This window comes from Variovorax raffinosi (genome assembly GCF_051216615.1).
Lineage (GTDB): Bacteria > Pseudomonadota > Gammaproteobacteria > Burkholderiales > Burkholderiaceae_C > Variovorax.
The window spans coordinates 115,291-135,411 of the sequence record NZ_JBPJZR010000017.1 but is presented as its reverse complement, the minus strand read 5'-3'; the positions used below and the strand labels follow the sequence as shown (position 1 = coordinate 135,411).

General features: G+C 63.6%; 21 protein-coding genes. 12 read left to right on the top strand and 9 right to left on the bottom strand.

From position 1 onward, the window contains the following. Window positions 1–169: 169 nt before the first annotated feature. The gene (locus ACSFB7_RS33910) at window positions 170–886 is read right to left on the bottom strand and encodes a GntR family transcriptional regulator (protein WP_435476717.1); all 717 of its coding nucleotides are present in this window, start codon (window positions 884–886) and stop codon (window positions 170–172) included. Window positions 887–1,131: 245 nt separating this feature from the next. Here ACSFB7_RS33910 and ACSFB7_RS33905 point away from each other — a divergent pair, with 245 nt between their 5' ends. Beyond that, a complete protein-coding gene (locus tag ACSFB7_RS33905) occupies window positions 1,132–1,554 on the top strand; it encodes a cupin domain-containing protein (protein WP_435476716.1) in 423 nt (140 codons plus the stop codon). Between the two features lie 29 nt (window positions 1,555–1,583). Further along, entirely contained in the window at window positions 1,584–2,198 is a 615-nt protein-coding gene (locus tag ACSFB7_RS33900) for a flavin reductase family protein (RefSeq protein WP_435476715.1), read from the top strand. A 47-nt stretch (window positions 2,199–2,245) separates the two neighbouring features. Here the strand turns inward: ACSFB7_RS33900 and ACSFB7_RS33895 are convergent, their stop codons facing one another. From ACSFB7_RS33895 to ACSFB7_RS33860, 8 genes are all read right to left on the bottom strand, one after another. Beyond that, window positions 2,246–3,232, bottom strand: coding sequence for a PDR/VanB family oxidoreductase (locus ACSFB7_RS33895; RefSeq protein ID WP_435476714.1), 987 nt, complete (start codon window positions 3,230–3,232; stop codon window positions 2,246–2,248). Further along, window positions 3,229–3,966 (bottom strand): ethyl tert-butyl ether degradation protein EthD, encoded by a 738-nt coding sequence (locus ACSFB7_RS33890; RefSeq protein WP_435476713.1) that lies wholly within the window; start codon window positions 3,964–3,966, stop codon window positions 3,229–3,231. The genes ACSFB7_RS33895 and ACSFB7_RS33890 overlap by 4 nt, the downstream gene beginning before the upstream one ends. Further along, complete coding sequence (locus ACSFB7_RS33885) at window positions 3,966–5,603, bottom strand: ATP-dependent acyl-CoA ligase (protein ID WP_435476712.1); 1,638 nt, start codon at window positions 5,601–5,603, stop codon at window positions 3,966–3,968. The genes ACSFB7_RS33890 and ACSFB7_RS33885 overlap by 1 nt, the downstream gene beginning before the upstream one ends. Continuing rightward, window positions 5,600–5,941 carry a Zn-ribbon domain-containing OB-fold protein gene (locus tag ACSFB7_RS33880; RefSeq protein WP_435476711.1) on the bottom strand — a complete coding sequence of 114 codons (342 nt, stop codon included), beginning with the start codon at window positions 5,939–5,941 and terminating at the stop codon, window positions 5,600–5,602. Before ACSFB7_RS33880 ends, ACSFB7_RS33885 begins: the two co-directional genes overlap by 4 nt. Before the next feature lie 17 nt (window positions 5,942–5,958). Next, complete coding sequence (locus ACSFB7_RS33875; protein ID WP_435476710.1) at window positions 5,959–7,122, bottom strand: thiolase family protein; 1,164 nt, start codon at window positions 7,120–7,122, stop codon at window positions 5,959–5,961. A 16-nt stretch (window positions 7,123–7,138) separates the two neighbouring features. After that, window positions 7,139–8,113, bottom strand: a complete 975-nt coding sequence (locus ACSFB7_RS33870; protein ID WP_435476709.1) for a Bug family tripartite tricarboxylate transporter substrate binding protein — start codon at window positions 8,111–8,113, stop codon at window positions 7,139–7,141. Between the two features lie 60 nt (window positions 8,114–8,173). After that, window positions 8,174–9,499 (bottom strand): aromatic ring-hydroxylating oxygenase subunit alpha, encoded by a 1,326-nt coding sequence (locus tag ACSFB7_RS33865; protein ID WP_435476708.1) that lies wholly within the window; start codon window positions 9,497–9,499, stop codon window positions 8,174–8,176. A 753-nt stretch (window positions 9,500–10,252) separates the two neighbouring features. Then, window positions 10,253–10,813 (bottom strand): MarR family winged helix-turn-helix transcriptional regulator, encoded by a 561-nt coding sequence (locus ACSFB7_RS33860; protein ID WP_435476707.1) that lies wholly within the window; start codon window positions 10,811–10,813, stop codon window positions 10,253–10,255. A 137-nt stretch (window positions 10,814–10,950) separates the two neighbouring features. Between ACSFB7_RS33860 and ACSFB7_RS33855 the strand changes: the two genes are divergently transcribed. From ACSFB7_RS33855 to ACSFB7_RS33810, 10 genes are read left to right on the top strand one after another with little or no spacing between them, the layout of a single operon-like run. Further along, window positions 10,951–12,558, top strand: coding sequence for an FAD-dependent monooxygenase (locus ACSFB7_RS33855; protein ID WP_435476706.1), 1,608 nt, complete (start codon window positions 10,951–10,953; stop codon window positions 12,556–12,558). Window position 12,559: 1 nt separating this feature from the next. Then, window positions 12,560–13,291: an SDR family NAD(P)-dependent oxidoreductase gene (locus ACSFB7_RS33850; RefSeq protein WP_435476705.1), complete on the top strand. Its 732-nt coding sequence runs from the start codon at window positions 12,560–12,562 to the stop codon at window positions 13,289–13,291. An 11-nt stretch (window positions 13,292–13,302) separates the two neighbouring features. After that, window positions 13,303–14,349 carry an Ldh family oxidoreductase gene (locus ACSFB7_RS33845; RefSeq protein ID WP_435476704.1) on the top strand — a complete coding sequence of 349 codons (1,047 nt, stop codon included), beginning with the start codon at window positions 13,303–13,305 and terminating at the stop codon, window positions 14,347–14,349. A 35-nt stretch (window positions 14,350–14,384) separates the two neighbouring features. Then, window positions 14,385–14,789 (top strand): RidA family protein, encoded by a 405-nt coding sequence (locus tag ACSFB7_RS33840; protein WP_435476703.1) that lies wholly within the window; start codon window positions 14,385–14,387, stop codon window positions 14,787–14,789. A 2-nt stretch (window positions 14,790–14,791) separates the two neighbouring features. Next, on the top strand, window positions 14,792–15,700 hold the full coding sequence (locus tag ACSFB7_RS33835) for a fumarylacetoacetate hydrolase family protein (RefSeq protein WP_435476702.1): 909 nt from the start codon (window positions 14,792–14,794) through the stop codon (window positions 15,698–15,700). Then, on the top strand, window positions 15,697–16,626 hold the full coding sequence (locus tag ACSFB7_RS33830) for a VOC family protein (protein ID WP_435476701.1): 930 nt from the start codon (window positions 15,697–15,699) through the stop codon (window positions 16,624–16,626). Before ACSFB7_RS33835 ends, ACSFB7_RS33830 begins: the two co-directional genes overlap by 4 nt. 7 nt (window positions 16,627–16,633) lie before the next feature. Beyond that, window positions 16,634–17,557 (top strand): amidohydrolase family protein, encoded by a 924-nt coding sequence (locus tag ACSFB7_RS33825; protein ID WP_435476700.1) that lies wholly within the window; start codon window positions 16,634–16,636, stop codon window positions 17,555–17,557. Continuing rightward, window positions 17,554–18,882 carry an aromatic ring-hydroxylating dioxygenase subunit alpha gene (locus ACSFB7_RS33820; protein ID WP_435476699.1) on the top strand — a complete coding sequence of 443 codons (1,329 nt, stop codon included), beginning with the start codon at window positions 17,554–17,556 and terminating at the stop codon, window positions 18,880–18,882. The genes ACSFB7_RS33825 and ACSFB7_RS33820 overlap by 4 nt, the downstream gene beginning before the upstream one ends. Beyond that, on the top strand, window positions 18,879–19,373 hold the full coding sequence (locus ACSFB7_RS33815) for an aromatic-ring-hydroxylating dioxygenase subunit beta (RefSeq protein ID WP_435476698.1): 495 nt from the start codon (window positions 18,879–18,881) through the stop codon (window positions 19,371–19,373). The genes ACSFB7_RS33820 and ACSFB7_RS33815 overlap by 4 nt, the downstream gene beginning before the upstream one ends. Next, window positions 19,373–20,119, top strand: a complete 747-nt coding sequence (locus ACSFB7_RS33810; protein WP_435476697.1) for an SDR family NAD(P)-dependent oxidoreductase — start codon at window positions 19,373–19,375, stop codon at window positions 20,117–20,119. Before ACSFB7_RS33815 ends, ACSFB7_RS33810 begins: the two co-directional genes overlap by 1 nt. Window positions 20,120–20,121 lie beyond the last annotated feature (2 nt).

Below are 20,121 nucleotides of genomic sequence, written 5' to 3'. Positions count from 1 at the left end.
TGCCGCGCTGGGTCGGCAGGCAATGCTCGATGCCGGCGAACTGCTCGGGTGTGATTTCCATGAACAGCAGTTTCACGCATTCTCGCGAACTCTTCAATTAGTGTTAACACGCCCTAGCTCATCGACGTCCTTGGATTGACCCTCAACGTTGCCACCGAGCGTTTAGAGGCTATCCGCCAGACGCCCTCACGATGCGGTCGTGCAAGGAGGCCAAATGCGCTTTCATGGCTCGCCACGCAGCCTCTGGATCTTGATCTGCCACGGCCTGAAGCACGGCCTCGTGCTCCCGCTGGGTAACCTCCAGTCCGTCCGCCGGCATGATGCGCAGATGCCACATCAGGTCCGATCTCTCGTGGAGTGGGCGCAACATGTCTGAGAGGATCTTGTTGCCCGCAGCTTCGGCAACGACGCTATGGAAGACGCGGTCAAGCACGCTAAATGCCTTGCGCTGGCTTTGATTGAGCAGTGACGCCGATTGCTTGAGCAGCTTGCGCAGTTCGGCCACTTGATCCGGTTTGATGCGTTGTGCAGCGAGCGCAACGATGTTCGGTTCGATCGCCAGCCGGGCCTCCAGCAGGGTCATGATGTCCTGCAAGGAGTCTGCACGAATCAACAATCCTTTGCGAGGTATGACCTCTACCAGGCCGTCCGCCTGCAGGCGGTGGATGGCCTGATGCACGGGCATTCGCCCGAAGCCGGTCAATTCGCAAAGATCTGCCTCGTTCAGAAAGAGGCCAGGCCTCAGTTCCAGGGACAGGATGCTGCTCTTGATGCGTTCGTACGCCTGCTGCGTGAGCGACGGCTCCCTCGTTTGGTGACGCCTGGCTGCGAAGCCGCCCAAAGCGGTAGCGGCCTGCTGAGGCGGGTTTCCATCTGGACGTGCCATGTCTAGTAATATATCATCTGATTCTGAAAGCCGTGTGCAGCATACCTGATGCATAGCGGCAGCGCGGGAATTGCAATGAGGTTAATCGATGCTGGCAAAAAGGGCCTTTCGTACCACCTCTTCGGTCACTGGGAGGCAAGCGAGATCGTGTTCACCCGTGTGGAGACACTGATTTTGATCTTCCGGTGTTGACTCTCTTTCCCGAGAACGCACTTCGATCCATCACCGACTCTCTGAAAAGTACCATGACTATCACCCCTGTGACATCCCTTCCTCTTCCTGACGGTGCGCCCGATCTGGCTGAAATTCTGATCGCGACGGGTGAGCTGCCGTGGCGCGAGAAATCACTTAAAGGTGTGTTCGAGAAGATGCTTTGGCGCAACGAGGCCACCGGCGCGTCGGTGGCGCTGATCAAGTTCGCCAAGGGTGCGAGCATACCGAAGCCTCACAGCCACGCGTCGAACCAATTCATGTTCTGCCTGAGTGGCAAGTATGAATACACGTCGACGGGCGTCACCTTGCTGCCGGGGTCGTTTTACTGCAACCCCAAGGGCAATGTACATGGTCCGACGCTCGCCCATGAGGACACGGTGGTTGTTGAGCTCTACGACGGGCCGCACTATCCCCAGGTACCCGATTGGTACACAGATGCACGCGACGCGACCTGATCGCCCACCAGCCCTTGAGTGACGCAGAGATGCTCACGCTGGATCCGGAGCGCCTTACACAGGTCGAGATCTACAAGCTGATGACGGGGATCGTGGTGCCCCGGCCGATCGCTTGGGTCACGACGCTGTCGGAGACCGGGGTCGTGAACGCAGCGCCGTTCTCGTCATTCACGTTCGTGAGCCACGATCCGCCGATGCTGGCCATCGGCATCGATGCCAAGCCTGGCGGTGCCGGCCTCAAGGATACGGCGCGCAACATCTTGCATCGCCGTGAATTCGTTGTGCACATCGCAGACCACTCCCTGCTGCAGGCGCTGCACGACAGTTCGGGTGACTATCCATCGGATGTCGGGGAACTCGAGTTGCTAGGTTTGGAGATGCGTCTCAGCGCACGAGTGTCCACGCCGTGCATCGCGCATGCGCCCATCGCTGCGGAATGCGTGTTGGAACAGAGCGTCGTCCTGGGACGCCAACCGACGCGGCTGATGATCGGGCGGGTCGTGCAGTTTCATGTGCGCGACTCGCTGATCGCCAATGGACGCATTGACGCCGTAGCACTCAATCCGGTGTGCCGCCTAGGCGGCCCTCACTATGCTGGCCTCGGCACCGTCACGAGTCTGCCGCCGCCCCTGTTGCGTTTCTGAGCCTCGTCAGCTGACCTCGGTGCCTTTCAGTGCGAATACTGGGGCCGTCAAAGGGCCAGCACCAGTCGCGGTCCCTTCGCGCGCGACACACAGACTTGAATCACTTTGCCAGCCGCCTTTTCGGACGCGGTGAGGACATGGTCACGGTGGTCAATCTCGCCCTCGACGACGTCGACTGCGCAGATGCCACATTCGCCACGGCGGCAATCTGACAGGACGTCGCAGCCGTGTGCTTCCAGGCACTCGAGGATGGTCTTGTCGGCAGGAACTTGCAGTGTTTCGCCACTGCGTTGCAGCACCACGTTGAAGGCTTGATCTCCGATCTGAGCCGCTGGTGCCGAAAAAAGTTCGAAGCGTACCCGCTCGGGTGGCCAACCGCGCTTCTGAGCTTCGCCCAAAAGCGCGTCGAGCATGGGCTGCGGGCCGCATACATAGAGAACGTCATCGGGACCGCAGCTATCGAGCACGGCGGCGGCATCGAGGGGACGGCCTACTTCTTCGTCGACATGCAGCGCCAGCGCGTCGCCCAGCAAACTGCGCAGTTCATCGACGAACGCAAGCTGCGCCCGGTTGCGTCCCGCGTACAGCATCCTCACCGGCCGCTCCTGACGACAGCGTTCGGCCGCCATGGCCGTGAGCGGTGTGACACCGATGCCACCGGCCACCAGGATCGTGGTGCCTCCGTGGTCATGGAGAGGAAACTCGTTGCGTGGCGCTTCAACGTTCAACGTGTCGCCGGCCTGTAGACCATGCATGAACTTCGAGCCACCTCGGCCCGATTCCTCCAGTCGAACGGCGACGGTGTACTGATGAGGATTGGCCGCCCGCGACGCAGCAGGCTCGAAATTGATCAGCGAATAGTGGCGCCAATCGGTCGCACCGTCGGTCAGACGTACCTGGACGCGGATGTGCGATCCCGGTTCAAAGTTGGGTAGCGGCCTCCCTTCGGGTGCACGCAGCTCCAAGCGGTAGAGCAGCGGGTGCAGTCGTTCGACGGCGTGTACCGAGAGCTGCAGAGGGAGATGAGCGGTCATGGTTGTTCCGAGGTGCCGGGCCGGCATGTCAGGGAGAGGAAAGGGAAGTGCCGGGCCGGCCCTTCGAAATGAGGAAGGCCTCGAAAGTCCTCGCGCAGCACCTCACGCACGGGACTGCGCATTGCCTCACTCATCGCGACAGAACTGTCGAAGACAGTCTTGTTGCGCTGCAGGCAGAGGCGCTCCGTCAACGGCAGGCCGCAGACAACGGTGGCCGGCGTGTAGATCTCGATCGCACGAATGCCGGGCAACTGTGCGAGCAGGGGCGGGTGGTTCGCGTTGTAGTACAGGTGCCAGGCGTTTGCGTCCTTCGCAGGCCCTTCGTACTCGACCCAGTAACTCAGGAGCTGGTCCGAGCGGGTTGCCGGGTCAAGGACGGGGTACCGCCGAACGAGCATGCCTTGATGGGCCACGTGCGCATTGGCCAGGCTGGGCAGAAAGGTCCGCTCGGCCAAGGGCGCCAGTTGGCCTTGTGGCAACAGTGCGGACTCCAGCACGTCGAGTCTGTCAAAGTGCAACTGGACGATCAGCGAAGGCGAGCCAGCCGGCGAGGGGTAATAGGGGTCCTCGGCCGCTGTCGGCTCCAATATCTCAGCTGCGCGCAAACCGGGGCACGCATTCAGAAGAGATTGCACCGCATTGATGTCCTGTTCGTCCACGGGGAGCACGCTGGCGGCTTGCCAGACGCAGAACCAGGTGAGCCAGGGCTCTGCGGATGCGTGCAAGGTGCTCATCACTTCACCACCGGTGGACGTCGGGCTGCATTCGGGCGCTCCCAGGTGGACGGTGTGACGCCTGTCTCCCGCAGTCTGAACTTCTGCACCTTCCCGTTTTGAGTGCGCGGCAGTTCCAGCACGACGTCAAAGTAGCGCGGTACTGCGAAGTAGGGTAGCAGTCGCTCGCAGTGTTGCGCCAGCTCGGGGAGATCCAATGTGCGGTCTGGCCGCGCGACAACGGTGACCATGACCTCATCCTCTGCCAGTTCCGAACGCACGGGATAAGCCGCGACCTGCGCGACATCCGGATGGCGGAGAAAGGCCTGCTCGACTTCGTAAGAGGAGATGTTCTCGCCGCGACGACGGATTGCATCTTTCATGCGATCGATGAAGCGAAAGCTGCCGTCAGCCTCCTGAACCACGCGGTCTCCGGTGTGAAACCACAGGCTGCGCCAAGCCTCGAGCGTCTTGTCGGGCTGACCGAAATAGCCGTTGGAGAAGGCGAAGGGCTCGTCGGCGCGCAGCAGCAGTTCTCCAGCCTCGCCGCGCGGAACTTCGACGTCGAGATCGTCTGCCACGCGCGCCTGGAACCCTGGCCGCAGCCAGCCCATGGCCCCCAAACCTCGGGTGCCGGGCGGCGCAGAGATGACGATCGAGGTTTCTGTCGAAGCGTAGCCGTCCACGAGCGTGATCCCCGTGCGCTGGTGAAACTGATCGGCGGACGGACCTGGGACCCCTCCGCCTAGCCCGACGCGCACGCGATGCGCGCGTTCAGCCGGAGCTGGCGGCTGGGCGAGCAACATCGGCACCATCGCCCCCAGCAGATAGACCACGGTGGCGCCGCAGTCTTGAGCGCTGGTCCAGAAGCCCGAAGCGGAGAAGCGGGGGTGGATCACGGCGTGGCAGCCAACGATGCTGGCCTGCGCGAACGTGTTCAGCGCATTGATGTGGAACAAGGGCAGCGTCGTGAACAGGACATCGCCCGCGACCACGCCAAGCATCTGTGCGCTGTACATGCCGAAGAGGAAGTAGTGCCCGTGCGGGCAGACGACGCCCTTGGGTGCCCCCGTGGTGCCGGACGTGTAGAGGATCGCCAGCGTCTCAGAGGGCATAACCTCCTCGGCTGGCACTTCCGCCGCGCCCGGGGGGTAGGGCTTGACCGCCACCGCGCCGATGCCGAACGCCGCGGACTCGGTGCTGCCGCCGACCACCCACACCGTACGAAGCGCCGTGCGGGCGAGATCCACCTGCGCGAGTTCGGGTAGGAAGCCGGCTTCGATCACCAGCAGCGCGGCACGACTGTCTTCGAGGTAGTACTGGATCTGCGGTGCCTTCGAAGCGACATTGATCGGCACCGACACCGCGCCGATCCAGCCACAGCCGAGGAAGAGCTCAAGTGCCTCGACACGGTTGGAGCACATGGAAGCGACCCGGTCCGCTTGGACGACGCCGGCTTCGCGCAGACGTGCTCCACGCTTCGATGCCGCAGTAGCGGCGTCATCATGGGTCCAGCATGTGTCACCTATGGTGAGGACAGGCTCATGCGGGCGGCATTCCTGCTGCTGCTTCAGCATGCGCGGAAGCGTCCGCTCGCGCATCGGTGGGGCCCCGGGAACGTCCTGGGTCGGCACCGTGTTGCCGTGTGTGGGGCTCATGACAGTGCCTCTGCGTGAAAGAGGCCCTCGCGCACGTAGAGCCGGACCTTGGTACCACGCGGCATCGGCGCATGGACCATCGCGAACAGGCTCTGGGCGACGGAGGTCTTAACGCACGCCACATGGAGCGGCAACACGTTCTCTAGTGCGGGGTCAAGGGTTCGGTGAATGCAGGTCGTGGAGAGCACTGTTGCCTCGCCGTTCTCGGGCAAGTGCTCCACCTCGGGGGCCAGGCACGTGGGGCAGAACGATTGCGGGGGATAGAAGCGGTGACCGCAATCCCGGCAGCACGACAAGGCGAGGCCTGTGGACTGGGCGACTCGCAGCAAGATCGCCATGGCGTTGGAACATGTAGTCACCAGCTCGCCTCCAGCAACGCGGCGCCGCTGCCAAGACAGCGGTCGTAGATAGCCATGCCGTACCCTGCTACCGCTCCTACGCGAGCGTGCGCGACTTGGCGACCCTCGGCTTGCTGATTCAGCTGTCTCAGGACCTCCACCATTCCAAGGAATCCGCCTGCAGCGCCTGCTTGCCCGCAGCCGAGCTGGCCCCCGCTGGTGTTGATCGGAAGATCGCCGCAAAAACGCACGTCGCGCTCGCGCACGAGGTGGTGCGCCTCGCCGCGGGCGCAGAAGCCGAGGCCCTCTATCTGCATGAAAGAAATCGCCGGGCAGTCGTCGTAGACGGCGAGCACATCGACGTCGGCGGGTGTGCGGCCGGCCTGCCCGTAGAGGCGCGGGCATTCCTGCTCCCAGCCCCCGCGCAGCATCGGTCGCTCGTTCGGGTAGGCATTGTGTCGTTCAACCACGGAAAGGATGCGCGCGTATGGGATGCCGAGGGCGCGTGCGTGCGTCTCCCGTAGCACGAGGAAACCCTCGGCGCCGGCACAGGGCATCACCAGGTCAAGCTTGTGCAGTGGTTCGGCAACGGGTGGGGCATCCAGGTATTCGTCGAGCGTCGTCGGCGTGCGCAGTAATGCATGGGCGCAGCGACTGGCGTTAAAGCGCTGGGCGACGCACAGCCTTCCGAAGTCCTCGCGCGTCGTCCCGGTGGCGTCCATGTACTGCTGCGTGACGTGCGCGAATGGCATCGACGGGCCGGCTGCGCCATAGGGCGCGACCGCGTCGATGGTGGGCACCGAGAACTGGCTGGCGATGTCGGCGAAACCCCTCTTCGGGTTGGCGTCGGCGCCGATGCAGGCAACAACCGTCGCGTCGCCGGCCTGCACGGCGCGCGCCGCGCGGCGCAGCGCCATTACCCCGCTGGCTCCTCCGAAGGGTACTGCTTCGAGCCAAGTTGGTGACAGGCCAAGCGACATGGACAGCGATGCCACAGGGTTGGGGGTGAGCGTAAAGCTGGAAGCAGACAGGCCGTCGACCTCCTCCTTGTCGATACCGGCTTGGCGGACCATCGCGCGCAGACACTGGGCGAAGTACCAGTCTGCGGGCTCGGTGCTGAAGCGCGCGTAACCGACCGAAGTAGGTGCGGCCAGTGCGACCCCGTCGAAGGCAAGATTCATTTCGTGGACGTTCTCTTCAGTCGGCGCGGATGCTTGCTGCCTTGATCACTTTGCCCCAGGTCCGGGATTCGGCCTCAATGCGCGCCGTCAGTTCGGCAGGGGAGCTGACGACCACCTCGAGCCCGATTGGCTCGGTGGCCTGGCGCAGCGCCGAGGACCGCATAATCTTGGCCAGTTCGGTGTTTAGGCGATTGATGATGGCCGGAGGCGTTCCGGCCGGCGCGAACATGCCGAACCAGAACGACAGCTCGAGGCCCGGGTACCCAAGCTCGGCGAGCGTAGGAACATCCGGGGCCTGTGCCAGTCGCTTCGATGTCGCCACTGCCAGCACGCGCAGCTTGCCCTCGCGCACGAAGGGCAGGCTGGTGCTCACCGAGTCGAAGAAGAAGTCCACGCGATTCCCGAGCAGATCCTGAAGGGCCGGCGCCGAGCCACGATAGGGCACATGCGTGCCGGGGATGGAGGCCGCGCCCTTGAGCATCTCACCCAGCAATTGACCACCGGTTCCGATTCCCTGGGATGCGAAGGTCAGGCCCTCAGGCTTTGTCTTGGAGGACGCCACGAGGTCGGCCACGGACTTCAGGGGACTGTCCTGGTGGACGATCAGCCAATGTGGCGTCTGCACCAGCGGCGTAATGGGGATGAAATCGGAAGGCGCATATGCGAGCTTCGCGAACAGATGGGAGTTCAGCGCCTGCGTACCCATGGTGCCCATGAACAGCGTGTGTCCGTCAGGCGGGGCATGCTTCGCAGCGGCGGCGGCGATCTGGCCGCCGCCGCCCGGTTTGTTGTCAATGATCACGGCTTGACCCAGGACATCGGCCAGCTGCCGGCTGACCAGACGTGCGACAGGGTCGGCAATGCCGCCTGGCGGGAAGGGAACGATGATGGTGATCGGCTTGGTAGGATAGGCCTGGGCTGACGAAGCGCCGGCTGCGAGGGCCAGAAATAGCATCGGCAAAGCCCGCAGCAAGCGGCGAATGTTGGGCATTTGAGTCTCCTTCGTGGTGGATAAAACTGAACGATCAAGGAAATGGGCGACAGACGCCCTTTAGTTCGCAGCTGGCTGCGACATCCAATGCAGCCATGCACGGAATTGGTTGCGCATGAGGATCTCGCTGGTGGCGCTGTGTTCAGCTTGCGCGTTCATAGATTCGTCGGGCCGATGCAGACGGTGCAGGCTCACCCATGGGTTGCGCCGTGCTCGCAGCGCAAGCTGCATGGTTTCGAAGACATGGATGTCGTCGTGCGCGACCGGCGACATGGGCGAAAAGACCAGGCGGTTGTAGTTCATCGAGCGTCGAAACGATTCGTCCGGCGCCCCCTCGATTCGCAGTGCCCATACCTCAATCACCGTGCGGTCGATGGCGATCGGGCGCACTACCCGTAGGATCTGAGGCGAGCATTTCAGGGCCAGGCTCGGAAAAAGGATCGCGTTCTGCGGCGCAAAGGCCAAAACCTCGGCCGCCTTCTGCTCGCCGTGAACGGCGGCAAGTGCTTGTTCGTATTCGCCCAGCGCTGAGTAGCCAGTGTGCAGGCTCGCTCGTGTGCCGAGGATGCTGTGACCGTCGTCAAACACCCGTGCTCCCATCTCGCGAACTGCGTCGAGCCTGGTACCAAACGGCAGCAGTTGTTCCATAGCGAGCGGCTTGGCTGTGTCCTCGGCCCGGGTGTTCCAAAGATCAGTTGCTGTGGCGACCACCGACTCGTGCGTTGCGATCGCGTGCACAGCATCGTTGACGTTTTCGAGATACATCTTCCAGTTGCAATGCAACATCGTCCGAATGCACCCGCCGGCTATCTTCAGGCGCCCTTCAGGGGAGCGGTCGACAAGGTTGTCCAGCACTGGCAGCATGGCGCCAGCATAGGCTTCGAAGGACGGTCCCTCGCTTGCTAAGCGCGCGAACACAAAGCCGTGGTAGTCGGCGCAGGTCACCCTGGACAGGCCCGCCGATGCAGGGCAGTCGGCGAGCCTCGTATGCTCATACTCCGCCTTGAGGGGAATTGACAGAAGTGAGCCATCGAGGCGGTAGCTCCACGCGTGGTAAGGGCAGCGCAGCACCTTGCCCGTATTGCCGCAGCGTTCCGACAGGATCGCAGTACCCTTGTGTGCGCAGCGATTGAGCAGCACGGCGACCGAGCTGTCCGCCTGACGCAGCATGATGATCGGCTCCCCAGCAATCGCCGTGGTGTAGTAGTCGCCGGTCTTGGGCACTTGGCTGGCATGCCCAACGAACTGCCAAGTCCGTGTGAACAGCCGTTCCTGCTCGAGTTGGAAGACTTCGGGGTCCGTGTACACGTCTGCATGGACTTGATCGGGGCGGATCAGTTCGGCCAGTGCGGCGATATCGCGGTATTTGCTCACGATGGTGCTCATGTGGGAATCCAGTCTCCAGCGGCTCCCGGTGGAGATCAGGAGACCGTTGCTGCTTTTAGATATGCTATGTGAAATATCATGTGATTGTCAAGATTTCGAGCGGAGTGTTTTGTCCGGACGGTGGCTTTATGAAGCTGCTGAAAGCTCATCCTGTGGGAGCAACTGGTTTGCGCACCGGCTCGGGCGATCGGTCGGGCATTGCGCAACGGAGCTGGTCTGCTTGCTCTGCCAATGCCATTGATCGAGAGGCTTCTTGCGCGATCCGGAAAACAGCAGGCGAGGGCCTCATCTTTCCGATCGGGGTGCGTCTCTGACGAGGTGTCGCGCAGTCGATCCCACGCAGCCCGGCATCCTGCGCAGGAGGGGAACGCAGGTCGGCTTTGCCGCAGTCGATCCCTGATGCCGTGGCGCGGCGCGTTCGTGTTTGACTGTCGTCGTTCGTGGCAGGGGGGGCGTACAAGACACGCGTGAGTGTTGGCAGCCCTTGCTTCTGTGGTCTGTGGGGAGCACAAGGCCGCGCATGCTTTGGCGGGGCTGCGGTGTCGACAGCTACGGAGGTGACGCTTCGTAAGGTGGCCTGGGCTGTTGTCGCGCGAATTGAGGTACCGCGCAAATTCGTGTCGTGGCGGAGGAGGTCTGATGAAGCTTGTTGCCCAACGGCCGTCAGGTGCCGTCTCGCCACTTAGCGCGTGCGATTACTTCTTGCTGTAGCGGTCATTCGATTCAGCATCAGTGGTTTCGTCATCGCCAAGATCAGGGACCGACTGCGGATGCTTCGCGGTGGTCGGCAGCCTGTTCGACGGCCAGCAGCAGTTTGCGCAAGGCCTGCGATATGCGATCGAGTTCGTCGGCGGTCAGTGTGTCGGCAAGCGCATGAAGGCGACGCACCCGTGTCTTGAGTGCCGCGTTGATGACGTTACGGCCGACATCGGTGAGCGTGAGAAGCACGCCCCGGCGATCTGTCGGATGGGGCTGGCGGCGGACGAAGTCACGCTCTTCCAGCCGGTCGACAAGAGAGGTCATCGAGCCCGACGTGAGGATTGCGATGCGGGTGAGCTCGGACAGCGACTGCGGCCTTGGGTCGTGACGGAGCAGGGCGGCCAGGACCTGGAACTGTGCGCCCGTGATCGACTGCTCTTTTGCAATCTGCGCCAACTCCTTTTCGAGCAAGCTCGACAGCCGCAGTACCCGCATCAGGGGTGCAAGGCGCCGCACCCCGAGATCTGGGCGGCAGGTTTCCCACTCCTGCGCGAACTGGTCGACATAGTCGTGGGGCGGCAGGGAGGCAGAGGAGGGTTGGGGCGATGACGTCATTCCAAAAGTCTAATGCATTCAAGAATCCTTTGTTCAAGTTACTTGACATCAAGTATAATTGAACTACCATAACGCCACCTCAACGGACGACGTCTGCTCACGCTCAGGTCGTCGCCTTCTCATCGCGGAGACTCCACTTGAACGCATCATTCACCTCATTTCCCGGCGCTGGGGGCCGTCCGGTCGCCATCATTGGCTCGGGGCCGATAGGGCTGATGACCGCGCTGGCCCTGTCGCACTACGGCATTCCGGTGCAGGTCTACGAGGAGGACGGTAGCCTGTCGCTGGAGATCAAGGCGGGCACCATCCTCACGCGCACGCTGGAGGTGCTGCGCCGCTACGGCGCCATCGATAAGGTGCTGGCCTCGGCCCTGCGCATCGACGAGATCGGCGAGGTCGACCGGCGCACGCAAAAGTCGCAGTTCCCGGTGCAGCTGCACGCGCTGGGAGAAGAGACGCGATTTCCTTTCGTGATCAACATCCCCCAGCACGATCTGGAGCCGGTGCTCGCCGAGGCGCTGGCCGAGCGGCGCACTGCGGCCCTGAACCTGGGCCACAAGCTGGTGGGTTTCGAGGATCGAGGCGACCATGTCGTGCTCAAGCTGGACACGCCCGAAGGCCAGAAGACCACCGAGTGCTGCTGGATGCTCGCCTGCGACGGCGGTCGCAGCGTGGTGCGCACGGCCCTGGGCATCGAGGCCGAGGGCTACTCGCTGGACGAGAAGTACGCGCTGGTGGACCTGAAGCTGGACCTGGATGTAGGGAACCCGCGCGACTATCCCTACCTGGCCTACTTCTCCGATCCAGAGCAGTGGATGATCTTGGTGCGCCAGCCGCACTGCTGGCGCTTCCTGTACCCGCTGAAGCCAGGCCAGGACTCGCCAAGCGACGAGGAACTGCTGGAAAAATCGCTGGCGTTCATTGGCCAGGTTGACAAGGTTGAGGTGATCAACAAAGTCATCTACAGCGTGCATCACCGCGTGGCTAGCCGTTGGCGCAGCGGTCGCGTACTGCTGATGGGCGACGCGGCGCACTTGGTCACCCCGATGTGGGCGTTAGGCATCTCCACGGGTGCGCTGGATGTATCGAATCTTCCGTGGCGACTGAACTGGGTGCTGCGAGGTTGGGCCGACGAAAGCCTGATCGACGGCTATGAACGCGAGCAGCGGCCGATGGCGATCGACGGTTCCGGGCAGGTCGCGGAGGCGGCGCGGCTGTACATGGCGCGCCGCAAGGAGAGCGCAGTGGCAATGTCCGAAAACAATTGGTCCAATGCCTACACGCGCGGCCTGCTGGGCGTAAAGCTCGACCTCGAGGGCAAGGGCCGGGGCTCGCTGTTCAAGCGCAGCACGCGCCCAGCGGTGGAGGTGGGCGACCGGTTGCCCGACCATCCGCTGCACGGCAGCGACGGCAGGCCGTGCCGCGCCCATGACCTGTGCCAGGACCGCTTCGTGGCGCTGTACTTCACCGACGCGCGGCGGCGCCCGGCGCTGCCGCCAGTGGATTCGCCCACGCTGGTGCACCTGGTGGTCTCGCGCTGGGACGCGCCGCACGACAGCGGGCTGCGGGGACGAACGGTGCTGGACCCTGGCGATGCGTTCATGAAGCGCCTCGGCGTCGCACCAAACACGCTGGTGCTGGTTCGCCCAGACGAGCACATCGCCGCCATCTTGCCCATGAATGGCGCCGATGCCATCGCTCTGTACTCCCAAATTACCGGAAAAAATCCTCCGGCGATCGTCTGATATGAAAGTGACTTACGACTTCCGTGCCTGCAGTGTTCTCGTGGTGGGCGCCGCCTCGGGCATCGGCCGCGAGACCGCGTTGGCTTGCTTGCGTGTCGGTGCCCGGGTGTGGGCCGTCGACATCGACGAAGCCGGCTTGCAGGCGCTCCCTGCTAACGAAAGGCTGCACGTTGCCGTGCTCGACATCTCCGACGCCGTCGCCTGTCAGGCCCTCGTTCAGCGCATCGATGCTGCCGATGGCCGCATCGATGCGGCCGTGTTGACCTCCGCAATCCAGCATCGCTCGGCCATCGACGAGACCAGCGACGCCGTGTGGCAGCGCCATCTCGACGTCAATCTGTCCGGAGTGTTCTATCTCGTGCGGGCTCTAGTGCCGGTGATGAAGCGCCAGCGTCGCGGCTCGATCGTTGCGTTCACTTCGGGCCTCGCCTCCAACGGCTGGCAGGGGGCCGCCGCCTATGCGGCGACCAAGGCCGGTATTGTCGGGCTGGTGAAATGCGCCGCGCTGGAACTGCGCGCGTTCGGCGTGCGCATCAATGCGCTTTCGCCCGGTCTGGTCGCCACGCCAGTGTTCCTCGAATCGGCCAACGAGGAAGAACTCGCCGGCTACGAGCGCACGCTCGGCGTGTCTACGCCGGAAGCGGTGGTGCCGACGTTGCTGCATCTCATCGGCGACGGCTCGAGCACGATTTCCGGCACTGTGGTGGAACGCCGCCTCATTCCCGCTTCTTGAGGAACCAAACAATGAACACATCTTCTGCGTTGGCTGTGGCTCCGGTACAGCTGATTGACTGGGCGTCGCAGGTGCTGCAAGCCTGCGACGTGCCCGAGGAACATGCGCGATTGACCGCGCAGGCCCTGGTGGAGGCAGACCTACAAGGCGTTGCATCGCATGGATGCATGCTGCTGCCGATGTATGTCGAGCGCCTGCGCGCGGGCAGCGTCAAGGCCCAGCCGAAGCTCACCTTGGTCGAAGACCGCCCAGGGCTGATCGTGCTCGACGGAGACCATGGTCTAGGGCAGGTCTCCTCGGCCCGCGCCGTGGAGTTGGCCCTCGAGCGCGCACGTCTGAATGGCGTGGCGGTGGTCGCAGTGCGCCACGCGTTTCACTTCGGCGCGGCGGCTTACTGGAGCAGCCAGATCGCCGAGGCCGGTCTCATCGGCGCGGTGATGTCAAACACGAGACCGCTGATGCCTGCGCCCGGAGGTGCCGAGCGTGTGGTCGGCAACAACCCTTTGTCCTTCGCATTTCCGGCGGAATCCGGGCAGCCTGTGGTCATCGACATGGCCACCAGCAATTCCGCGATGGGCAAGATCCGCAACGCACAGCGCGAGGGCCAGCCGATTCCCGCTGGCTGGGCCACTGACAAGGAGGGACGGCCAACCACGTCGGCTGCCGAGGCCATTGCCGGCATGCTACTGCCGGCAGCGGGCCCCAAGGGGTTCGGCCTTGCGGTGATGGTAGATCTGCTGTGTGGTGGTGTCTCGGGCGGTGCCCTGGGCGCTGAGGTGCAACCGCTGTACGGTGCCTCCGAACGTCCCTACAACTGCTCCCACTGGTTTCTTGCGATCGATGCGGGGCCTGCAGTCGCGCCTCGCGCGGCCAACTTTGCCGACCGGATCCGCAGCAGCGCGCGCGCTCCCGGCATCTCCGCAGTGTACGCGCCCGGCGATCTGGAGCGGGAGCGTCGCGCGCAGAACCAGTCCAATCTGAGCCTGTCAGCGGAGCTGACAGCGCAGTTTGGCGCCCTGTCCGATCAGCTGAGCGTGCAGCCTTTGGCGCGAACCTGAGCATTGACTTTCTAAACCCTTCCATTGGAAAACCCATGAGCAGCAAGAAGCAACACTCGCCGTCCTCCCTGGCCACGCCAAACGGCCACTTTTCCGCCGCCGTTAGCATCGTGCCGGCCAGCAACCGGATGGTGTTCATCTCCGGCATGACGGCTCGCCGGGCCGATGGCACGATCGCCGGCATCGGCGATATCGAGGCGCAAACGCGCCAAGTCTGCGAGAACCTGAAGGCAGCGGTCGAGGACGCGGGCGGCAAACTGACCGACATCTGCCGCGTGGACGTGTTCGTGCGCAACATCGAGCACTTCGACGCCATCCACAAGGTGCGGCGCGAATACTTTCCGGCGCCGGCACCCGCCTCGACGATGATGGAGGTCTCCAAGATGGTGAAGGCCGAATACCTCATCGAGATCAACGCCATCGCCGTCATCGAGCAGTGATCATGACATTGCGATTGGGAACCATTGTGGCCCAGGGGGCTGAGCGTGCCGCCTGCCTCCTTGACGACGGGCGCGTACGCCTGCTGCCAACGACGCTGGGGGATGTGCTGGACATCATTTCGCGCGGACCCGCCTTCGGGGCGGAGTTGCGCAAGGTCTGCGATGAGGCCGGGGAGACGGTGGCGCTTTCCGACGTGCAGGTGCTGGCTCCCTTGCGCCGTTTCCGCCGCGACGTGTTGTGCACCGGCTGGAACTACTGGGATCACTTCTACGAGAGCGAGGGCAAGCGTGAGGGCCAGGACGTTCCCAAACCGGACGCGCCAACCTTCTTCACGAAGGGGCCTGCAACGGTCGTGCCTCCCGTCGGTCCGATCGCCTTCGACCCCAAGGTTTCGGCGAAATGGGACTACGAGGCCGAAATCGTCGCCGTGATCGGCCTGCGCGGCCGCAGCATTCCGCAAGATCAGGCGCTGGAACACGTGTGGGGCTACTGCCTAGCCAACGATGTTTCACAACGTGATTTACAGCGCCGGCACGGTGGCCAGTGGCTCAAGGGCAAGAGCATCGACCAAACGATGCCGTTGGGCCCGTGGATCGTGCACCGCGATGATGTGCAACTTGAGGGTTTGGCCTTCGAGTGCGAGCTGAATGGCACGCTCATGCAGCGCGCGAGCGTGGACGACATGGCCTTCCCGATTCCCGAGTTGATCAGCGAGCTGTCGTTCGGCATGACGCTGGAGCCGGGCGACGTGCTGCTCACCGGAACCCCAAGCGGTATCGGCAACGCGCGCACGCCGCCGGTGTATCTGGCCGAAGGCGATCGCGTGATCGTGCGTGGCGCGGGCCTGGGCGAGCTAGACAACCTTCTGGTGGCCACCCCGCTGTCCTCGTACAAGAAAGGAGATGAATGATGTCGCATGCCCGCGTCCACTCCCTGGCTGGCTACGGCTTCGAAGTGCCTGATGCCGAAGTCGCACGCGCCTTCTATTCGTCGTTCGGACTGCAGCCCAAGGAGCACGGTCAGGCGCTGGCGCTGGGGTGCGCGGATGTTGCCTCGCCCAGCGTACTGGTACTGCAGGGCGCACCGGGGTCGGTCAAGCGTCTGCACCACATCTCTTTCTTTGTCGATGCGCAGGACCTGGCGAGCTTCGAGGAGCGCCTGTATGCGCTGGGCACCCCAATCAGTACGCCATCATTCGCCGCGTTGCGGCCTGGACTGTGGTTCCAGGACCCGTGGGGAACCTGGTTCAATCTGACGCCACGCACCGCTGCCGACGAGGTCCACGCCGCGCCGCGCTCGCCTGAGTTCGACCGCATCGACCGGCACTTGTGGCAGGAGCTGCCGCGTGAGGCGCAGCCCAGGAAACTGGGTCACATGCTCTTGTTCACGCAGGACTTCGCACGTGCCGAGGCCTATCTGTCCGAGGCACTGGGTCTGCGCACCACGGATCGGGCGGTGGGTAAGGTGTCCTTCATGGCTGGCGGCGAAGGTGTACGCGATCACCATTGCTTCGGGTTGATCAACAGCACACACCGCGGCTTCCAGCATTCCAGCTTCTATGTCGACTCGTTCGACCAGATCGGGTTCGGCGGTTGGCAGATGCGCGAGGCCGGCTTTGCCGACCAATTCGGCCTCGGCCGCCATGCGCTCGCGTCCAATCTGTTCCTCTACATTCGGGATCCGTGGGGCAGCTGGGTCGAGTACTACAGCGATATGGACAAGATCAGCGAGACCTGGACCACGCGCGACTGGAACCAGTTGCCCTACATCTGGGGCCCGAAGTGGTCGCCCGAGTTTTGGGGCACCGAGATGAACGCCAACCTCGAACCCCGCTGAAGTCATCATGGCACGCATCGAACTTGATGTTCACGCCCACTTGGCGCCTATTCTTCCCGAACGGATGGGGGCCTTGAATGGCGTGCAGTGGCAGGCCGCGCCGCCGCGGCTGACGCTGGATGGACATGTCGTCGGTTTGGCCGACCTGTTCGCTCCCGAGCGGCTTCTGGCTTGGATGGATGAGCATGATGTCGAGCGCGCGCTCGTTTCCGTGCCACCGCCGCTCTATCGGCAGTATCTCGATGAGGCCTCGGCCGAAGAATGGGCGATCTATCTGAACGATGGGTTGTTGGCAACCGTGGGTCGCTACGAAGAGCGCCTGCAGGCCTTGTTGCATCTGCCGCTCGAGCATCCAGCATTGGCGCTTCGTCTGCAGCGCCGATACGCGGAAAGCGGCGCGCCGGGCGTCGCGCTGGCTGCTGGTGGCGAACCGCGCATCGCGTTCTCGGACCCGGCATTCACGCCTTTGTGGCAAGCGCTCGACGAGCAGGAGGCATTCGTCTTCCTGCACCCTGGTTCATGCGCCGACGGCCGCCTGTCCGCTTTCTACCTTGAGAACCTGCTCGGCAACCCGGTGGAGACCGGCATTGCCGCCTCGCACCTGGTAATGGCTGGTGTGCCGCAGCGTTTTCCACGCGTGCGTTTCTGTCTCGCGCATGCCGGCGGCGCGTTCACCGGTCTCGTGGGCCGGCTGGAGCGCGGCTTCGCGACGCGGCGTGCCGGTGTCGATCTGAGCGTCGAGCGCCCTTTGCAGGCGGCGCGGCGCTTCTATTCCGACTGCATCGCCCATCATCCCGGCGTGCTGCGCCTCGCTCAGGAGGTTTTCGGACCCGCTCACGTGCTGTTCGGCTCCGACTGGCCGTTTCCCATGGGCCTGCCCGAAGGCGTGCCGCAGGGTTGGCCGCAGTCACAAGAAGGAGACCAATCTTGAACGTCGCCAACCGTTATCGAAGCGACCCGCAGGGGCTTGCAGCGCTGGTGCAGCCCGACCAAGTGCACCGGGACACCTACATCAACACCGAAGTCTTCGACCTTGAGATGGAACGCCTGTGGCGCCGCGCCTGGGTGTACGTCGGCCACGAGAGCCAGGTACCCAAACCGGGCGACTACCTGACGGCCGACATCGCCGGCCAGCCGGTGCTGCTGGTGCGCCAGCGCGATACCAGCGTGCGCGTGCTGCTCAATCGCTGCGCTCACAAGGGCGCCAAGCTGGTGACGGCGCCCACGGGCAGCACCGGCAGCCAGTTCCGCTGCCCGTACCATGCGTGGATCTACAAGCTCGACGGCTCGCTTGGAGGTGTGCCGCTGCGCAGCGGCTATGAAGACACGCAGTTTGCGCAGTCGCAGGCTGCCGGAGGCATGTGTCGGGTCGAGCATATCGCCTCGCACCGCGGCTTCGTGTTCGCGCGCCTTTCGGCGACGGGCTTGAGCTTCGAAGAGTACTTCGGAGACTCGCTGAGCTCGATCGACAACATGGCGGACCGCTCCCCAGAGGGTGAACTGGAGGTGGTGGGCGGATGTTTGCGCTACGAGCACAACTGCAACTGGAAAATGTTCATCGAGAACTTGAACGACACGATGCACCCGATGGTGGCGCACGAGTCGTCGGCGGGCACGGCCAAGACGCTGTGGAAGGATGAGCCGGCAGAGAAGCCCAAGCCGATGGCGGTCGAGGTCATGCTGCCCTTTACCGAGAACTACCAGTTCTCCGACGCCATGGGTGTGCGGGTGTTCGCAAATGGCCACAGCTACACCGGCACGGCATCGGTCTCGTTGCATGCCAACTACTCGGATGTGTCGGGCTACGAGGAACAGCTGCGTGCCGCCTATGGCGACGAACGCGCGCATCAGATCCTCGGCACAGTGCGCCACAACACCGTTTATTACCCGAGTCTGACAGTCAAAGGCGCGATCCAGGCGATTCGCGTGATTCGCCCGATCGCAGCAGACAAGACCGTGATCGAATCCTGGACGCTGAGACTCAAGGGGGCACCCGACGAGCTGCTGCAGCGCACGATGATGTACAGCCGCATCATCAATTCGCCGATGTCCGTGGTCGGACACGACGACCTGCATTGCTATCGATCCATACAGGAAGGACTTGCGGTTGATCCGAACCCTTGGGTCAGCCTGCACCGCAACTACAAGTCCGACGAGCACGTGCCGCGCGACCAGACGGTCAACGGCACGAGCGAGATCTCGATGCGCAACCAGTTCCGCGCCTGGAAGTCGATGATGGGGGAGACCAACGAATGAACCAAGTGACTGTCCCCACCCGGGATGACCTGATCGCCTTCGTGCTCAACGAGGCCCGGCTGCTTGACGAGAAGCGCTACGACGAGTGGTACGCGCTGTTCGCGGAGAATGCCTTCTACTGGATCCCGCTGCAGCACGACCAGGCCGATCCGCTTTCGCACAACTCGCTGATGTACGAGGACAGGCTGCTGCTGCGCCTGCGCATCGACCGGTTGGGCCATGACCGGGCCTTCTCCCAGCAGCCGTCCAGCCGCAGCCTGCATGTGCTGCAGACGCCGGGCGTCGAGCGCTTCGAGCCGCAGGCTAATGAGTACCTTGTGCGCACGCCGCTGACCTACCTTGAGGCACGCGGTGAGTCGCAGCTGCTGCTGGGCGCCGTCGTCTGGCATACGCTTGCTGCCGATGCGGAGGGCAAGCTGACGATCCGCCTCAAGCGGGTGAACCTGCTCAACTGCGACGCTGCGCTGCCGTCGATTCAACTGTTCGTGTGATGAACCCCAACCTCATTTTCCAGGGCCGGCGTGCCCTGGTCACCGGCGGTAGCGCCGGCATCGGCCGTGCGATCTGTTCGGCGCTGCTGGATCAGGGCGCCGATGTGGTGTCCATTGCGCGGACGACGGGCGACCTGGAGCATCCACAGCTGCGCCACATCGTCTCCGACCTGAGCGACATCGGTGCGCTGCGGGGGCAGATCGGAGGACTGATCCATGAGGGGCCGTTCGACATCCTCATCAACAACGCCGGCGTCGTGCGCAACACGCTGCTCGATGACGTCGCCGACGAGGAGTTCGAACTGCTGATCGACCTGCACCTGCGCGCCGCCACCGTGCTCGCGCAAGCGGTCGCCCCCGGCATGCGCGAGCGCGGCTTTGGACGTATCGTGAATCTGTCGTCGCGAGCGCTGGTGGGCATGGCCGGACGGACAGTGTACGCGGCCACAAAGGCGGCGCTGGTCGCGATGACACGTACCTGGGCGCTCGAGCTGGGGCCGCAGGGCATCACCGTGAACTGCGTTTCCCCTGGCCCAACCGTCACGCCGATGCTCCTCGCCGACATCCCGGCTGAAAGCGAAAAGGCGGTCAAGCTCGCCGCCGCGCTGCCGATGCGCCGGCTGGGGGAGCCCGATGACGTCGCGCGCGCCGTGCTGTTCTTCGCCGACCCTCGCAATGGTTGGGTCACCGGCCAGAATCTGTTTGTCTGCGGTGGCGCAAGTGTCGGCACCGCGATCCCCATTTGAAG

What these genes read in the sequence shown, in the direction of transcription:
- ACSFB7_RS33910 (WP_435476717.1), bottom strand. Translation starts at nt 886, where the DNA reads ATGGCACGTCCAGATGGAAACCCGCCTCAGCAGGCCGCTACCGCTTTG.
- ACSFB7_RS33905 (WP_435476716.1), top strand. Translation starts at nt 1,132, where the DNA reads ATGACTATCACCCCTGTGACATCCCTTCCTCTTCCTGACGGTGCGCCC.
- ACSFB7_RS33900 (WP_435476715.1), top strand. Translation starts at nt 1,584, where the DNA reads ATGCTCACGCTGGATCCGGAGCGCCTTACACAGGTCGAGATCTACAAG.
- ACSFB7_RS33895 (WP_435476714.1), bottom strand. Translation starts at nt 3,232, where the DNA reads ATGACCGCTCATCTCCCTCTGCAGCTCTCGGTACACGCCGTCGAACGA.
- ACSFB7_RS33890 (WP_435476713.1), bottom strand. Translation starts at nt 3,966, where the DNA reads ATGAGCACCTTGCACGCATCCGCAGAGCCCTGGCTCACCTGGTTCTGC.
- ACSFB7_RS33885 (WP_435476712.1), bottom strand. Translation starts at nt 5,603, where the DNA reads ATGAGCCCCACACACGGCAACACGGTGCCGACCCAGGACGTTCCCGGG.
- ACSFB7_RS33880 (WP_435476711.1), bottom strand. Translation starts at nt 5,941, where the DNA reads ATGGCGATCTTGCTGCGAGTCGCCCAGTCCACAGGCCTCGCCTTGTCG.
- ACSFB7_RS33875 (WP_435476710.1), bottom strand. Translation starts at nt 7,122, where the DNA reads ATGAATCTTGCCTTCGACGGGGTCGCACTGGCCGCACCTACTTCGGTC.
- ACSFB7_RS33870 (WP_435476709.1), bottom strand. Translation starts at nt 8,113, where the DNA reads ATGCCCAACATTCGCCGCTTGCTGCGGGCTTTGCCGATGCTATTTCTG.
- ACSFB7_RS33865 (WP_435476708.1), bottom strand. Translation starts at nt 9,499, where the DNA reads ATGAGCACCATCGTGAGCAAATACCGCGATATCGCCGCACTGGCCGAA.
- ACSFB7_RS33860 (WP_435476707.1), bottom strand. Translation starts at nt 10,813, where the DNA reads ATGACGTCATCGCCCCAACCCTCCTCTGCCTCCCTGCCGCCCCACGAC.
- ACSFB7_RS33850 (WP_435476705.1), top strand. Translation starts at nt 12,560, where the DNA reads ATGAAAGTGACTTACGACTTCCGTGCCTGCAGTGTTCTCGTGGTGGGC.
- ACSFB7_RS33845 (WP_435476704.1), top strand. Translation starts at nt 13,303, where the DNA reads ATGAACACATCTTCTGCGTTGGCTGTGGCTCCGGTACAGCTGATTGAC.
- ACSFB7_RS33840 (WP_435476703.1), top strand. Translation starts at nt 14,385, where the DNA reads ATGAGCAGCAAGAAGCAACACTCGCCGTCCTCCCTGGCCACGCCAAAC.
- ACSFB7_RS33835 (WP_435476702.1), top strand. Translation starts at nt 14,792, where the DNA reads ATGACATTGCGATTGGGAACCATTGTGGCCCAGGGGGCTGAGCGTGCC.
- ACSFB7_RS33830 (WP_435476701.1), top strand. Translation starts at nt 15,697, where the DNA reads ATGATGTCGCATGCCCGCGTCCACTCCCTGGCTGGCTACGGCTTCGAA.
- ACSFB7_RS33825 (WP_435476700.1), top strand. Translation starts at nt 16,634, where the DNA reads ATGGCACGCATCGAACTTGATGTTCACGCCCACTTGGCGCCTATTCTT.
- ACSFB7_RS33815 (WP_435476698.1), top strand. Translation starts at nt 18,879, where the DNA reads ATGAACCAAGTGACTGTCCCCACCCGGGATGACCTGATCGCCTTCGTG.
- ACSFB7_RS33810 (WP_435476697.1), top strand. Translation starts at nt 19,373, where the DNA reads ATGAACCCCAACCTCATTTTCCAGGGCCGGCGTGCCCTGGTCACCGGC.